This window comes from Edaphosphingomonas haloaromaticamans, assembly GCF_001853345.1.
Classification (GTDB): domain Bacteria; phylum Pseudomonadota; class Alphaproteobacteria; order Sphingomonadales; family Sphingomonadaceae; genus Sphingomonas_E; species Sphingomonas_E fennica.
Genome location: NZ_MIPT01000001.1, coordinates 1040288 through 1055299, shown reverse-complemented (window position 1 = coordinate 1055299; position 15012 = coordinate 1040288). Strand labels below are relative to the sequence as shown.

General features: G+C 68.5%; 17 protein-coding genes. 8 read left to right on the top strand and 9 right to left on the bottom strand.

The window, feature by feature from the left end:
• The first annotated feature begins 102 nt into the window (after positions 1-102).
• The gene (locus BHE75_RS04960; protein ID WP_070932803.1) at positions 103-1902 is read left to right on the top strand and encodes a cation:proton antiporter domain-containing protein; all 1800 of its coding nucleotides are present in this window, start codon (positions 103-105) and stop codon (positions 1900-1902) included.
• A 32-nt stretch (positions 1903-1934) separates the two neighbouring features.
• Here BHE75_RS04960 and BHE75_RS04955 read toward each other — a convergent pair whose 3' ends face one another.
• Entirely contained in the window at positions 1935-2402 is a 468-nt protein-coding gene (locus BHE75_RS04955) for an SRPBCC family protein (RefSeq protein WP_015459568.1), read from the bottom strand.
• Positions 2403-2455: 53 nt separating this feature from the next.
• On the opposite strand from BHE75_RS04955, the gene BHE75_RS04950 reads away from it, so the two are divergent.
• Positions 2456-2797: an ArsR/SmtB family transcription factor gene (locus BHE75_RS04950; RefSeq protein ID WP_070932802.1), complete on the top strand. Its 342-nt coding sequence runs from the start codon at positions 2456-2458 to the stop codon at positions 2795-2797.
• Between the two features lie 10 nt (positions 2798-2807).
• Here the strand turns inward: BHE75_RS04950 and BHE75_RS04945 are convergent, their stop codons facing one another.
• The 6 genes from BHE75_RS04945 to BHE75_RS04920 form a co-directional block, all read right to left on the bottom strand.
• On the bottom strand, positions 2808-3260 hold the full coding sequence (locus BHE75_RS04945) for a cupin domain-containing protein (protein ID WP_070932799.1): 453 nt from the start codon (positions 3258-3260) through the stop codon (positions 2808-2810).
• Between the two features lie 17 nt (positions 3261-3277).
• Positions 3278-4267, bottom strand: coding sequence for an NADP-dependent oxidoreductase (locus tag BHE75_RS04940; protein WP_084653451.1), 990 nt, complete (start codon positions 4265-4267; stop codon positions 3278-3280).
• Positions 4268-4362: 95 nt separating this feature from the next.
• Positions 4363-5094, bottom strand: a complete 732-nt coding sequence (recO, locus tag BHE75_RS04935; protein WP_070932798.1) for a DNA repair protein RecO — start codon at positions 5092-5094, stop codon at positions 4363-4365.
• A gap of 102 nt (positions 5095-5196) precedes the next feature.
• Complete coding sequence (locus BHE75_RS04930; RefSeq protein ID WP_015459563.1) at positions 5197-5853, bottom strand: PEPxxWA-CTERM sorting domain-containing protein; 657 nt, start codon at positions 5851-5853, stop codon at positions 5197-5199.
• A 138-nt stretch (positions 5854-5991) separates the two neighbouring features.
• A complete protein-coding gene (locus tag BHE75_RS04925; protein ID WP_084652936.1) occupies positions 5992-6918 on the bottom strand; it encodes a hypothetical protein in 927 nt (308 codons plus the stop codon).
• Between the two features lie 86 nt (positions 6919-7004).
• A complete protein-coding gene (locus BHE75_RS04920) occupies positions 7005-7295 on the bottom strand; it encodes a 4a-hydroxytetrahydrobiopterin dehydratase (RefSeq protein ID WP_070932795.1) in 291 nt (96 codons plus the stop codon).
• 105 nt (positions 7296-7400) lie between these two features.
• On the opposite strand from BHE75_RS04920, the gene BHE75_RS04915 reads away from it, so the two are divergent.
• Genes BHE75_RS04915 through BHE75_RS04905 form a run of 3 tightly spaced genes read left to right on the top strand, consistent with a single transcriptional unit; the run spans position 7401 to position 9030 of the window.
• On the top strand, positions 7401-7796 hold the full coding sequence (locus BHE75_RS04915; protein WP_070932793.1) for a metallopeptidase family protein: 396 nt from the start codon (positions 7401-7403) through the stop codon (positions 7794-7796).
• Entirely contained in the window at positions 7793-8386 is a 594-nt protein-coding gene (ccmA, locus tag BHE75_RS04910) for a heme ABC exporter ATP-binding protein CcmA (protein WP_070932791.1), read from the top strand. The genes BHE75_RS04915 and ccmA overlap by 4 nt, the downstream gene beginning before the upstream one ends.
• Positions 8383-9030 carry a heme exporter protein CcmB gene (locus BHE75_RS04905; RefSeq protein WP_070932788.1) on the top strand — a complete coding sequence of 216 codons (648 nt, stop codon included), beginning with the start codon at positions 8383-8385 and terminating at the stop codon, positions 9028-9030. The genes ccmA and BHE75_RS04905 overlap by 4 nt, the downstream gene beginning before the upstream one ends.
• Before the next feature lie 4 nt (positions 9031-9034).
• Here the strand turns inward: BHE75_RS04905 and BHE75_RS04900 are convergent, their stop codons facing one another.
• Both BHE75_RS04900 and BHE75_RS04895 read right to left on the bottom strand, forming a co-directional pair.
• Positions 9035-9928, bottom strand: coding sequence for an SDR family NAD(P)-dependent oxidoreductase (locus tag BHE75_RS04900; RefSeq protein ID WP_070932786.1), 894 nt, complete (start codon positions 9926-9928; stop codon positions 9035-9037).
• Positions 9929-10066: 138 nt separating this feature from the next.
• The gene (locus BHE75_RS04895; RefSeq protein ID WP_070932784.1) at positions 10067-11086 is read right to left on the bottom strand and encodes a sensor histidine kinase; all 1020 of its coding nucleotides are present in this window, start codon (positions 11084-11086) and stop codon (positions 10067-10069) included.
• A 156-nt stretch (positions 11087-11242) separates the two neighbouring features.
• Between BHE75_RS04895 and thrC the strand changes: the two genes are divergently transcribed.
• Genes thrC through BHE75_RS04880 form a run of 3 tightly spaced genes read left to right on the top strand, consistent with a single transcriptional unit; the run spans position 11243 to position 14741 of the window.
• Positions 11243-12649: a threonine synthase gene (thrC, locus tag BHE75_RS04890; protein WP_070932782.1), complete on the top strand. Its 1407-nt coding sequence runs from the start codon at positions 11243-11245 to the stop codon at positions 12647-12649.
• Positions 12646-13875, top strand: a complete 1230-nt coding sequence (locus tag BHE75_RS04885) for a M16 family metallopeptidase (RefSeq protein ID WP_070932780.1) — start codon at positions 12646-12648, stop codon at positions 13873-13875. The genes thrC and BHE75_RS04885 overlap by 4 nt, the downstream gene beginning before the upstream one ends.
• The gene (locus BHE75_RS04880) at positions 13872-14741 is read left to right on the top strand and encodes a class I SAM-dependent methyltransferase (protein ID WP_015459553.1); all 870 of its coding nucleotides are present in this window, start codon (positions 13872-13874) and stop codon (positions 14739-14741) included. The genes BHE75_RS04885 and BHE75_RS04880 overlap by 4 nt, the downstream gene beginning before the upstream one ends.
• The last annotated feature ends 271 nt before the right edge of the window (positions 14742-15012 follow it).

Below are 15012 nucleotides of genomic sequence, written 5' to 3'. Positions count from 1 at the left end.
CCAAGCTATGGAAGGATGATGCGTTATGCGAGGCGGAAACAAAAAGTAAAATTGCAAGCCGGCGCTGGAATTTCGTGACTCCAGCCCCCAAAGTCGGCGGCGATGCCGCTACCGATCCAATCCGACGCTTTCAGCGATTCGCTTGTCATCCTCGGGGCCGCGGGCCTCATCATCCCGGCTTTCGCCCGTTTCCGGGTCAATCCGGTGATCGGGTTCATCCTGGTCGGGCTGCTGGTCGGCCCCTCGGGCCTGGGCTCGCTGGTCGATCGGGTGCCCTGGCTCTACCATTTCACCATAACCGACAAGCATTCGATCGAGCCCTTCGCCGAATTCGGCATCGTGCTGCTGCTCTTCTCGATCGGCCTCGAACTGTCGTTCAAGCGGCTATGGTCGATGCGCGGGGCGGTGTTCGGGCTGGGCGCTGCCGAACTCGTGCTGTCGGGCCTCGTCATCGGTTTGGCGCTCCACCTGCTCGGGCAGAGCTGGGCCGGCGCGATCGGCCTCGGCCTCGCGCTCGCCCTGTCCTCGACCGCGCTGGTGCTGCCGATGGTCGGCACGACATCGGGGGTCGGCCGCGCCGCCTTCGCCATGCTGCTGTTCGAGGATCTGGCCCTGGTGCCGATCATCTTCGGCCTGGGCGCGCTCGCCCCCACCGCCACCGATGAAGGATGGGAAGGCCTGCTTTCCACGGTGATGCTCGGCGGGCTCACCGTCGTCGGGCTGATGGTGCTCGGCCGCTTCCTGCTGCCCAGGCTGTTCGCGCAGGCCGCCCGCACCAAAAGCCCCGAACTGTTCCTGTCGGCCAGCCTGCTCGTGGTCATCCTGTCGAGCATCGCCACCACGGCGGCCGGCCTTTCGCCGATCGTCGGCGCCCTGCTCGCCGGCCTGCTGATCGCGGAGACGGACTATCATACCGAGGTCGAGGTGATCATGGCCCCCTTCAAGGGGCTGGCGCTCGGCGTGTTCCTCATCACCATCGGCATGAGCCTCGATGTCCGCGTCATCCTCGCCAACTGGCAGGCGCTGGTGCTGGCGGTGGCGGGCGTGGTCGCCGCCAAGGCGGTCGTCACCGCCGGCCTCCTGCGGCTGAGCGGGGCCGATCGCGGCATCGCCACCCAGACCGGCCTGCTGATGGCCTCGCCCTCGGAAACAACGCTGATCGTGCTGGCGGCCGCCGCGCAGGCCAAGCTCATCATGCCGTCCACCGCCGCCTTCTGGCAGATCGTCACCGCGATCGGCCTCACCATCACCCCGCTGCTGGCGCGCATCGGCCGCGATATCGCCAGCCGGGTCGAGCGGCGCGAAGGCAAGGATGCGCTGGACACGATCGAAACCAAGCCCGGCCGCACCGTCATCATCGGCTTCGGCCGGGTCGGGCGGCTGGTGGCGCAGATGCTGGATGCGCACAAGCGGCCCTATGTCGCGCTGGATGCCGATATCGATACGATCGCCCATGCCCGGCGGCGCGGCTACAATATCGTCTTCGGCGATATCACCCGGCCGGGGATGATCGACAAGCTCGATCTCGCCAATGCCAGCGCGCTGGTGCTCACCATGGACGAACCCGTCCAGATCGTCCGCACGGTGGCGCGGGTGCGCGCGGCTTTTCCCGATCTCGCCATCATCGCCCGCGCGCGCGATCCCAACCATGCGGCCGAGCTCTATCGCGCCGGCGCCACCGACGCGGTTCCCGAAACGCTCGAATCCTCGCTGCAATTGTCGGAAGCCGTGCTGGTCGATCTCGGCGTGGCCATGGGGCCGGTGATCGCGTCCATCCACGAAAAAAGGGCCGAGCTGCGCGCCAAGATCATGGAAATGGCGCAGACCACCCGCGTGCCGCCGCTGCGCGGCCGCCGCCTGCGCGATGCCGCGCCGGACAAGGCGAGCAGCGAAGCCGGCTGATCGGCGCGGTTCGCCCATCCATCCCGGCTACGCTATTTGTAGAAGCCCTGCCGCAGCCTCACGCCGTCTTCCAGCCACGCCTTCAACGCGCAGAGCATCCCCGTCCAGCCCTCGCAATTGCCGTAGGATGCGGCAAGCCCCGCCGGCGTTTCGGACCATCCTTCCTCGGTGATCCGCACCAGCGTGCGCCCGTCCTCCAGCGGCTCGAAGGTCATGGTCACGGTGGTCAGCCGCGCGCCCGTGGCATCGGGCGGGGCGGTGCCGTCCACCGCATCCCATCGCAGGACGATGCGACTGTCCTTTTCCACCTCCGTCACATGGACGGGAAAGGCGCCGGGAAAATCGTGGAAGTCCCAGGATACCACCGCCCCCGGCTCCAGCCGTCCCTTCGCGCCGCCGGTCGTGAAATATTCCGATAGCCGGCCGGGATCGACGACGGCCTCGAAAACCTCGCTCACCGGCTTGGCGATGCGCCCCGCGATCGTGAACCTCAAGTCCATCGCGCGCCTCCAATCTCTGTTGCGCGGGCCATGATATGTTGTAGGATTATAACATGTCAATCGACGATCAGGATGATGCGCTGTTCAAGGCGCTCGGCCATCGCACCCGCCGCCGGATGCTGGACGCGCTGAAGGAAGGACCGCTCACCACAGGAGCGCTCTGCGCCCGCTTCCCCGATCTCGATCGCTGCACGGTGATGCAGCATCTGGACGTGCTGGAAGCCGCCGGGCTGATCGTGGCCGAACGGCGCGGCCGCGAACGCTGGAATCATCTGGATGCGCTGCCGATCCACGGCATCCACGAACGCTGGATCGGCCCCTATGCGGCCTATGCCGCGCACATGCTGGGCCGGCTCCGCACGGCGGCCGAGGCACCCGCGAAGCACGAAGCCTGAGCCCCTCCCCTCAGTCGGCCCGCGCGGTCATCACGCCCCAGAATACCGCATCCCGGTCGGTCATGTTCTGCCAGGCGTGGCTGGCGTTACGCTGGATCACGACGTCCCCGGCGCGGATCGTGGTGCGATCGCGATCGAGCACGAGATCCACCTCGCCCTCCAGCATCAGGATATAGTCGATCGTCTCGGTGCGGTGGAAACCATCCGCATCTAGGCCGGGAAAGCGGCCCGCCGCCACATCGTCCTTCATCGCTGCCCATGGCGGCAGCACCACGCGGGAGCAGCGGCTGCTGCCTCCATCCGGCTCCAGATGCCGCGCGGTGGAGGGCAGCCAGCGCTCCAGCCGCCCGCTTTCCCGCCAGACCACGCCGTCGGGCGCTCCTTCCACCGCCACGACCCTCTCGTCGCTCACGATATAGGAGCGCCCCTGCGCGTCATTGCCCGTCACGATCCGCCGGATCATCGCACCGTGCCTGCGGATCAGAGCCGCACCACCATCTTGCCCTTGTTGCCGCCGCTGAACAGCTCGCGGAACGCATCGGGCGCCCCTTCCAGCCCGTCGCGGATCGTCTCGATATTCTTGAGCTTGCCGGCCGCCGCCCAGGGGCCGACCTCGGCGAAGAACTCGTTCATCCGGTGCATGTAATCGCTGATGATGAAGCCGCGCAGCTGCAGGCGGAACCCCACGATCCGTATGGCATATTGCAGCGACAGCGGCGCGCCCGTGTTGTAGCTTTCGATCATCCCGCACATGGCGAAGCGGCCATGGTTGCGCGCCGCCGCCAGCGCGGCATCCAGATGCTCGCCGCCGACATTGTCGAAATAGACGTCGATGCCGTCCGGCGCGGCTTCGGCAAGCTGCTTCACCAGCGGCCGGTCCGCCTTGTAATCGATCACCGCATCGGCGCCGAGATCGCGGACCAGCGCGCATTTCTCCGCGCCGCCCGCCGATCCGATTACCGTCATGCCCTTCAGCTTGGCGAACTGGACGACGGCCGATCCCACGGCGCCCGCCGCCGCCGATACGAACACCGTGTCGCCGGCCTTGGCTTCCGCCACATCGAACAGCCCGAAATAAGCGGTCAGCCCGGTGATGCCGAGCAGGCCGAGGAACATCTGGTCCGGCACGCCCAGGTCCGGCAGGGGCATGAATTCGGGCGGCTTGCCCACCGCCTCGTCGCGCCAGCCCAGCATGTGCATCACCCGGTCGCCGGGCTTGAGGCCGTCGGCCCGCGATTCCACCACCACGCCCACCGCGCCGCCGGTCATCGCCTCGTTGAGGCCGAAGGGCGGGACGTAGCTTTTCACGTCGTTCATCCGGCCGCGCATATAGGGATCGACCGAAAGCCAGGTGTTGCGCACCCGCACCTCGCCGTCCGCCAGCGGCGCCGGGGGCGTTTCGACCAGGCTGAAGCATTCGGGGCCGGGCAGGCCGGTCGGGCGGGCAATCAGGTTCCAGGCACGCGGCATCGCCATTCTCCCAGCTATATCTGACGCGAACATAGGCTAGGCACGGGCCGGCGCAATCTTTCGAAAGGGCGTTCGGAAATTCGCAAAGCGGGCCGTCAGCCCAGCCGCCCGATCCGCTCGATCAGCCGCTCGCGCGCGGCCAGCACCGCCGCCCGGCGCTCGGTCATCACGTCGCGGGCCAGGAAATGGCCGGTGATGCGCAACCCGGCCAATATGTCACCCCATCCCTCCCCCTGTCCGCCGGCGATCAGGAAGGATGGCAAGGGCAGCAGCCGGTCCTCATATCCGGCCGCCCCCGCCAGGCTCACCGCCCGCCCGCTGCGGGGGCTGACGAAGGCGAGGCCCGCAGCGTCGCCGGTCGCCGCGCAAGCCGAAAGATCGAGACCGAAGCCCAGCTCGCCCAGCAGCAGCAGCTCGTATCGCGCCAGCGCCGCGCCCCAGCCCCGCGCCGACGGCGCGAGCTCGATCGCGTTCAGCAGGCCGTCCAGCGCGGCATGGAGCTGCGGGAAGGGCTGGCCTTCGGGCAGGGCGGCGGCCGTCAGCGCCGTCGCCCAGCCGATCGCGGCGGCGGCCAGCGGCTCGCCCATCAGCCCCGCCCGGCTGCGCACCAGCTCCACGGTCAGCCCGGCAAGCTGCTCCTCGCTGCGGGCGCGGAACTCGGCCGCCACCAGGTTGCCCGGCAGCAGCACCGGCCGGATCGCGCGCGATCGGCCGCCGCGCACATAGCCCGGCTGCAGGCCGTCATCGGGCGTCATCAGCCGCGCCACCGTGCCATGCTCGCCATGGGCGAGGACAGCGCAGACGATCGCGGTGGCCCTGATATGCATGGAACCGGCTTATCGGGGACGACGCCTCGATACCATCCGATAAGCGGCGCTGCGGCGCCCGGCTATGGGGGCCGGCTTTCGGGCCAGCCCCCCATCCCCTTTTCAATCGGCGAAGGCGATCCTCGCGCGATAGCGCCGCCGCCGCGCGGTCGCCCCGACCAGGCCGAAGCCCGCGATCATCATCGCCCAGCTTCCCGGCTCGGGAATGGCGCCCTGCGTCGGCCGTTCCGATCCGAAGGTAATGTTGTCGAAGGCGGTCTGGTTCGCGGTTCCGCCGAAATCGATCGATCTCGCCAGCCCTTCAAAGGCCACGCCGATCGGCGTCCAGTTGCAGAACTGGCCATTGGGATCGCCGGTGCAATTGTTGGAGAATTGGGCGGTCAGGTCGATCGATCCCAGCAACGTGCCGGTGGCGCCGACTTCGGACCACACGTTCACCGTGGCTGCCGTCGAGGAGCTGTAGAAGAAGGAGAAGCCGGTTTCGAAGCCCGCCGCCACGTTCAGGACCGCATTGTTGGAATTGAGGAAGAACATGACGGTGCTGGCCGATGGCTCGTTGGCGATATTGCCGGTCCCGCCGGCATCGGCATCGATCACAGCCAAGGTGTCGTCTGAAAATATGATGCCTTGCGCGGCATAGAAATCACCGACGGGGTTGAGATTGCCGATCCCCTCGAAGGTCAGCGTGACGATCGCCGCATTCGCCGTCACTGGCAAAGCCAGCGACAGTGCCAGCAGCGCGACTGAACTCTTGAACATACGCATGACAGTTTCCCCAGCTGTATCGCCGTGTGGCGACGCCGCAGGAAGCCGCCGGACGGGGCCTTGGGTCAATTGGCGCAAAAGTATCTGCCCCGACATCGCCAGGGCGGGTATTCCGGGCGGGCGCGGCGCGCCTCAGATATCGCCGCGCGTGCCCTCGTCGCGATCGAAGGGGGATGCCACCAGCAGGTAGGCGAGCGTGGCGAATTGCGGGCTTGGTTTCAGCACGTTGACGCCACCGGTGCGCCCCGCCAGCGCCAGCATCGTATCGGGCATGTCTCCGGCGGGCCGCGCGGTCGATGCCGGCACGTCCACCAGCCGCACCGCATCGGACAGCGAGGCCGTAAGCGGAGTCGCCGTCATGGCCACGTCCGTCGCCCCTTCCAGCGCCGCCATCCGCACCGGCCGCTCCATCGCCGATCCGCCGCCCGGCGTTTCCACCTTGCGCGCCATCAGCCGATAGACCTCGTCCAGGCTTCGCGCGGTGCCGGATCGGGTGTAGAAGATCGTGCGGTTCACCGCCGCCTCGCGCGGGAACATCGCGGCGGCGGGCGCATCGGGATTGTCCTGCGCCGCCTTCAGGAATTTGCGGGCGCCAGCCAGCCCCAGAAAATGCGCGAAATAAAGGTCGCCCGCGCTCGGTTCCCGGCCCAGCGCGGCGCGCAGGCCATCGGCATTGTCCTGCGCGAACTCGCCGGCCATCAGCGCCGATGCCTGCGGATCGTTGCGCAGGGCGAACACCGCCTCGCGCGCGGCCGGCGCCACCCGCCAGCGTCCGCCGCTCCACGAGATCGCATCCGCCGCCCAGCCATAGCCGTGCGTGCCGCCATGCTGCTTCAGCACGCCGAGCCAGCTCTGGTCGATGAACTGGTAAAGCCCGCCCGCCGAGGACGTGCTTGCCTTGGCATAGGGGTCCAGCCCGCTCTCGCTCTTGGCCTGGTTGAACAGATAGGTGAAGTCCGCGCCCGTCCGCTCCGCCGCGCGGCCGATCGCGTCGCGCACCGCCGCCTTGTCGGCGGAGGCGCGGATCGATCCGGTCCCTCTCAGATATGGCGCGGTCAAGGACGGTCCTTCCCTGGCAGATGCGCCTTCCTGCCGCCGATATGGTTAAGGAAGGATTAGCCAGCCGGGATCGACCCGCCCCAGCTTCAGCCCACCATCGCGTCGATCGCCTCGGCCAGCACGATATCGCGGGTGGAAAGTCCGCCGGCATCGTGGGTCATCAGCAATATCTCCACCCGGTTCCACACGTTGGACCATTCGGGGTGGTGATCCATCTTCTCCGCCAGCAACGCCACGCGCGTCATGAAGGCGAAGGCTTCGGAAAAATCGGCGAAGGTGATGGCGCGGGTGATGGCGTCGCGGCCCTCGTCATAATCCCACTCGTCCAGCGCCTCCAGCGCATCGGCGCGCTCGGTCTCGTTCAGGGCCTCGATCATCGTCCACTCCAGAAACTGCCAGGGATGCACCCTAGCGCGCGCTTTTGCGGGCACAAGTTCAGCCCGGCGATTGGAAGCCGCACGTTTCCCATCTATGCCACGAACATGACCGGCACCTTCGCCCCCACGGCAGAACAGATCGAGGCCCTCGCCCGCCGCGCGCTGGCGCGCATTCCGCAGCCGTTCCGCGACCATATGGGCACCATCGCGCTGTTCGTGGAGGATTTCGCCGACGACGAGACGCTCGATGCCATGGGCTTCGAGGACCCGTTCGAGCTGACCGGCCTCTACCAGGGCACGCCGATCGGCCAGAAATCGATCAGCGACGTCGCCGCCATGCCCGATCGCATCACCCTCTATCGCCGCCCGCTGCTGGATGAATGGGTCGAAACCGACGTCAGCCTGGAAGCGCTGGTCACCCATGTCGTCGTGCACGAGGTGGGCCATCATTTCGGCCTGTCGGATGATGACATGCACGCGCTGGAGGATGCCGTCGGATGATAGCGGCGGGGGGCGCGGCCCGGCTGGAATTCGATCGCGTGGCCTGCCTGCGCGGGCACCGGCTGCTGTTCGAGGGGTTGAGCATCGCGCTCGGCCCCGGCGAGGCGGCGCTCGTCACCGGCCCCAACGGCACCGGCAAGTCCAGCCTGCTGCGGCTTGCCGCCGGCCTGCTCGCGCCCGCGGCCGGCGCGATCCGGCGCGAGGGCGCGATCGCGCTGGCCGATGAGCGCCACGCGCTCGATCCCCGCCTGCCGCTGGGCCGCGCGCTCGCTTTCTGGGCGGCGATCGACGGGCGGAGAGGCGATGCCGTCGCAGCGGCGCTCGATACCACCGGCCTTGCCGCCATCGCCGAAGTGCCGGTGCGGATGCTGTCCACCGGGCAGGCGCGGCGCGCCGGGCTGGCGCGCCTGATCGCGGGTGGCGCGGCGATCTGGCTGCTGGACGAACCCGGCAACGGCCTCGACGCCGCCTCGCTCGATCGGCTGGCGGGGGCGATGGCCGCGCACCGCGCTGGCGGGGGCATCATCCTTGCCGCCAGCCACCAGCCGCTGGGCCTCGCCGATGCGCAGGCGATCGGGCTGGCGCCATGAGCTCGCTCGCCCGCATCGCCGCCCGCGACCTTGCCCGCGCCTATGCCGGCGGCGGCGTGCTGCTGCCGCTGATCTTCTTCCTGCTGGTCGCCACGCTCTTCCCCTTCGCGGTCGGGCCGGATGCCCGGCTGCTGGCCGCCACCGGCGGCGGCGCGCTGTGGATGGCTGCACTACTGGCGGCGCTGCTGCCGGTGGATCGCCTGCTCGCGCCCGATGCGGAGGCCGGCGTGCTCGATCAGCTGGCGCTGCGCGGGATCAGCGAGGAAGCGGTCGCCCTGGCCAAGCTCGCGGCCCACTGGCTCACCTTCGGCCCGCCGCTGCTGATCGCGGCCCTGCCCGCCGCCGCGCTCCTCAAGCTGGACGGCGCCACGCTCGCCCGGCTGGAAATGGGCCTTGCGCTCGGCACGCCCGGCCTCGCCGCGCTCGCCCTCATGACGAGCGCGCTCACCCTGGGCCTGCGCGGCGCGGGCGCGCTGGCGGGCCTCGTCATGCTGCCGCTCGCCGTGCCGATCCTGATCTTCGGCGCGGGATCGCTGGGCGCGGCGGACAATGGCGGCCTCAAGCTGCTGGCCGCCGCCTCGCTGATCCTGGTGGCGCTGGCCCCCTTCGCCGCCGGCGCGGCCCTGCGCGCCGGCCGGGAATAAGGGATCAGATCGGCGAGGGGATCTTCGCCGTCGGGATCTTGAAGGTCGAACGGATCGCCTTTTCCAGCTGGCTGTCCGAAAGCAGGCGGCGCATCAGCCCCATCGGCTTCACGTCCTTGCCGACATAGGAGATCGGCTTCCACTTCGGCTGGTCCAGGATCGCCATCATCTGGTCCACCGCCTCGTCGGGCGTGCTGCCGCTCTTTTCCAGCATGTCGGGCAGCACCTGCTTCACCGTATTGCCCAGCGGCTTGTCATAGACGGCCAGCACCGCATCCGGCTGGGCGTGCCAGGTCTTCAGCGTGTTGGCATGGGCATTGGCGGACATTCCGGTCAGCACGCCGCCGGGCAGGATCGACGTCACCTGGATGCCGAAGGCGGCCAGTTCGTGCCGCAAGGTCAGCGTCATGCCGTGGATGGCGTGCTTGGTCATGTTGTAGGGGCCGGAGCCCACCGGATTGGCGATGATCGCGCCGGAGCTGTAATTGGCGATCCGCGCGGCCTTGGCCCGGCGCAGCATCGGCAGGAAGGCCTGGACGACGCGGAGCTGGCCGAAGGTGTTGATCTGGAAGATGCGCTCCACCTCCTCCATCTTCACGCCCTCGATCACGCCCACGGCGATATTGGCCACGCCCGCCACGTTCAGCAGCAGATCGAGGCCCTGCCCGTTCAGGGCCGCCTCGACGATCTCCGCGCTCTTCCGCACGGATTCGCCGTCCGAAACATCCTGTTCGACCAGCGTGATGCGGTTGTCGCCTTCCAGATCGGTGGGCGCGCCGGGCAGCACGCCGGCAAAGACGCGCACGCCCCTGTCGGCCAGCCGCTTGGCCAGCAGATTGCCCTGCCCGACATTGGCGCCGGTGATGAAAGCGGTTCCGATCGGCCTGTGGCTTGCCATTATTCGCCTCCCCCAAAAGGCGATGTCGCTTCCCGCCGGCGGTCGGCGCCGGTCGTGCCACGCATCGCTGAACAGGATTCATTATAAGCCAAGCCGGTCCGCTGGCAAGGCGCGGCAAGGACGCGGGAAACGCCCCTTTCAGGCGGGGCGCCGGGGGATGGAGATGGAAAAGCGGGCGCCCGGATCGGCGCTCGCGACGGTCACGGTCGCATCCAGCTGGCGGGCGATATTGGCGATCAGCCGCATCCCCAGGCTCTGGCCACGGGCGTGGATGTCGAACCCCTCCGGCAGCCCCACGCCGCGATCGGCCACCTCCAGCACCACCCGGCCGCTCTCCGGTCCGCCCTCCGTCCGATCATGCAGCACCACCGCGATCGGCCCGCCCTTCCCGTGCGGATAGGCATATTTCAGCGCGTTGGTGACAAGCTCGTTCAGCATCAACCCCAGCGGGATCGCCCGGTCGGTCGGCACCATGATCCGCCCGCCGGCGAAGCTGATCTCATGTTCCGGTGCGGTCTCGGCCAGGCGCAGGCACAATTCCTCCAGGAAGGCCCCGATATTGGTGATGCTCGAATCGCTCTGCCGCCACAGATGGGCGTGCACGTCGGCGATGGTCTGGACGCGCGAATAGGCATCCATCAGCACCTTCCGGCTCGCCTCGTCCTCGGCATCGCGCGCCTGCATCGACAGCAGCGCCGCCACCAGCGAAAGGCTGTTCTTCACGCGATGGCTGATCTCCTGCGCCATCAGCCGCTGGCGTTCCTGCAATTCGCGCTCGTCATGGATATCGCCGGCGGCGCCGATCCATCCCACGACCCTGCCGTCGATCGGCACCGGCGATACGCTCACGCTATGCCAGCGATACATGAGGTCGCACGCCCGCCGCAGCCGCACGTGCATGTCGTATCGGGCGCCCCGCGCGAAGCCTTCGTTGCGGATGCGCACCAGATCGGCCTGATCGTCGGGATGGACGATATCCTTCCAGTTGCTGATGTCCGTCATCGGGGCAAGACCGGCATAATCGCGCCATTCGCGGTTGAAGAAGCGCACCCTGCCGACCGTGTCGGTCGCCCACATCTTGCGCGGGGCATGTTCGATATAGGCGCGCAGGCGATCCCCGCTTTCGTTCCACCAGTCCGCGCCCTCGGCATCCGTCATGCAGGCATCCTGTCGGCCGGGCGCCGCCGCTGGGCTTCGCGATGTTCGCAAGCGCACCCCGGGCTCATGTTTTTCGCGCACATATTGACCGTTTCGGAACGCCCTTTCATGTCAAAAGTTGCTCCGGGCCGCGCACGCCGCTAAGCGCGGCGCACTATGCGCTATATCAGCACCCGGGGCACGGCGCCCGCACTCGACTTCGAAAACGTCACCCTCACCGGTCTTGCGGCCGATGGCGGCCTCTATGTGCCGGAAAGCTGGCCGCGCTTCACGCCCGAAGCGATCCGCGCGCTGGCCGGCCTTTCCTACGTGGATACGGCGGTCGAGGTGATGGCCCCCTTCGTCGGCGACGCGCTGGGCCGGGACGAGCTGCGCGCGCTCTGCGCCGAAGCCTATGGCCGCTTCGATCATGAGGCGGTGACGCCGCTGGTCCAGCTCGACGGGCGCAACTGGCTGCTGGAGCTGTTCCACGGCCCCACACTCGCCTTCAAGGATGTGGCGCTCCAGCTTCTCGGCCTGCTGTTCGAACGCTTCCTGTCGCAGCGCGATACCCACCTCACCGTGGTGGGCGCCACCTCGGGCGATACCGGATCGGCGGCGATCGACGCGCTGGCCGGCCGCGCCAAGGTGGATATCTTCATGCTCCACCCGCTGGGCCGGGTGTCGGACGTCCAGCGCCGGCAGATGACGACGGTGCTCGCCCCCAACGTCCACAATATCGCCATCGAAGGCAGCTTCGATGATGCGCAGGCCCTGGTGAAGGCGATGTTCGCCGATCGCGATTTCGCCGGCCGCTTCCGCCTGAGCGCGGTGAATTCGATCAACTGGGCCAGGCTGATGGCCCAGATCGTCTATTATTTCTACGCCGCCGTCCGGCTGGGCACGCCGGACCGGCCTGTCGCCTTCTCGGTGCCCACCGGCAATTTCGGCGACGTCTTCGCCGGCTATGCCGCCGCGCGGATGGGCCTGCCGGTGGCGAAGCTGATCGTCGCGACCAACGTGAACGACATCCTCCACCGCGCGCTGGCGGAAGGCGATTATTCGGTCGGCACCGTCACGCCCACCGCCGCGCCGTCGATGGACATCCAGGTCAGTTCCAACTTCGAACGGCTGCTGTTCGACCTGCACGGGCGCGACGGCGCCGCGCTGGCGCAGACGATGGCGGGATTCGAGGCAACGAAGCGGCTGGCCATCCCCGCAGCCATGCGGGACGAGGCCGCCCGCCTGTTCACCAGCGCGCGCATCGACGCGGACGGCATGGCGCTGGCCATGCGCCACGCCGCCGAGCGCAGCGGCCAGGTGATCGATCCGCACACCGCGATCGGCCTTGCCGCCGCCCATGGTGCCGATCTCGATCCGCAGGTCCCGATCGTCACGCTCGCCACCGCGCATCCGGCCAAGTTCCGCGATGCGGTGGAGCGCGCCACGGGCCAGCGCCCCAACCTGCCCGCCCGCGTCGGCGGCCTGTTCGAGCGGGAGGAGCGCTATGCCACCCTTCCCGCCACGCTCGAGGCGATCGAGGCGCATATCGCCGAACGCGCGACGGCGGCCGTCCCCGCATGAGCGCCAGCCTCCACCGGCTGGCGAACGGGATCACCGTCGCCATCGAGCCGATGGACGGGGTGGAGACGCTGGCGGTCGGCCTCTATGCGGATGTCGGCGCGCGGTCCGAGCCGGAGGGGCTGAGCGGCCTCGCCCACATGGTCGAACATATGGTGTTCAAGGGCGCCGGCAATCGCGACGCCCGCGCCATCGCCGAGGATATCGAGGATGTCGGCGGATCGCTGAACGCCTGGACGGCGCGCGATCACACCGTGTTCCACGGCCGCCTGCTGGCGGGCGATCTGGCGCTGGGCGTCGGCATGATCGCCGATCTCGTCCGCGCGCCCCATTTCGATGCCGACGAGCTGGAGCGCGAGAAAGGCGTCGTCCTGTCCGAACTGGGCGAGGCGCGGGATACGCCGGACGATATCGTCTTCGATCACCTCCAGCTCGCCGCCTTCCCGCGCCAGCCGCTCGGCCGGCCCGTGCTGGGCGACGAAGCCAGCATCGCCGCGATCGACGCCGATGCGCTCCGGGCCTGGGTGACGGGGCAATATCGCCCAGACGGCCTCGTCCTCGCCGCCGCCGGCAAGGTGGACGAGGCGGAGCTGCTCCGCCTTGCCGAGGCGTATTTCGGCGACATGGCCCCCGGCGCGCCCGCCACGCCGCCCGCCGCCAGCTTCGCGGCCGGCGCCAAGCTTGACCGGCGCCGCTTCGACCAGATCCATCTGGCGCTCGGCTGGCGGGGGGTCGGCTATCGCGATCCCGCCGTCCACGCGCTCAGCCTGTTCACCACGGCGGCGGGCGGCGGCATGTCGTCCCGCCTGTTCCAGGAACTGCGCGAGCAGCGCGGGCTGGCCTACAGCGTCTATGCCTGGGCGCAGAGCTATGCCGAGACCGGCCTGTTCGGCGTCTATTGCGCGGCCCAGCGCGATCAGGGCGCGGAAGCGCTGGCGCTGGCGGAGGAAGTGCTGGCCCGCACCGCCGAAGGGCTGACCGAGGCGGAGCTGGAGCGCGCCCGCGTCCAGGCCAAGGCCGGGCTGCTGATGGGGCTGGAAGGCCCGGCGGCGCGCTGCGATCATCTCGCCCGCCAGATCCAGGTCCACGGCCGCATCGTGCCGGTCGCGGAAACCGTGGCCGCGCTCGACGCGGTAAATCTGGCGGCGGCGCGCGAAGCCGGGGCACGGGCGCTTTCCGGCGGACGGGCGATCGCCACCGTGGGCGGCAAGCTGGCGAAGGCGGCATGAACGATCTCATCACCCTCGTAACCGAACCCTGGGCCGATTACGGCCTCGTCGATTCCGGCCATGGCCGGAAGCTGGAACGCTATGGCCGTTTCCGCTTCATCCGCCCCGAACCGCAGGCGATGTGGGCGCCCGCCGATCCCAACTGGAGCGCCGACGGCGATTTCATCGCCGCGTCGGACGAGGATGGCGGCGGCAAGTGGCACCTCGATCGCGAAGTGCCGCGCGGCGGCTGGCACCTGAAATGGGAGGATGTGCGCTTCAACGCGCAGAACACCCCCTTCCGCCACCTCGCCTTCTTCCCGGACATGGCACCGCAATGGGCATGGATGCGCGATCGCATCGCCGAGGGGGACGAGGCGCTCAACCTGTTCGGCTATACCGGCGTCGGCACGCTGGCGCTCGCGGCCAGGGGCGCGCGCGTCACCCATGTCGATGCGTCCAAGAAATCGGTGGAGGCCGGCAAGGCCAATGCCCTGCTGTCCGACATGGTCGACCGCCCGATCCGCTGGATGGTGGACGATGCCGTGAAATTCGCTGCCCGCGAGGTGCGTCGCGGCCGCCGTTACGACGGCATCATGCTCGATCCGCCCAAGTTCGGGCGCGGGCCGGATGGCGAGGTATGGCGGCTGGAGGAGCATCTGCCCGGCCTGATCGCCCATTGCGTGAACCTCCTGGACGAACGCTCCAAATTCCTCGTGCTCACCGTCTATGCGGTGCGCATGTCCGCGATCGCCATCGCGGAGTTGCTCCGTCAAGCCACCGCCCATCTCGGCGGCCGGATCGAAGCCGGCGAGATGACGGTGCGGGAAGAAGCGCGCGGCCTGCTGCTCCCCACCGCCATCTTCGCGCGCTGGGTGAGGGATTAGGGCGAGCCGGCGCCACCGGGAATGGCGCCGCAAAAACGAAATCTAGGGTCCGCCGAGCATCGGCCATTCCCCTGAATTCCATCCCTCGCTGCAGCGTGCGCGGGGTCCCCTGCACAAGGGGGCGGCATCCATGATGGCTCGCACTTCGTTAACCCTCTGACAGGAAGCCGACGGAGACACTTCGAGGATAACCTGCGGAGTAGGATTGAGACTGCTTGCTTGAACCATGTATGCCCGAAGCTGGGCATTGGAAATCGCCACTTTGTTCCAG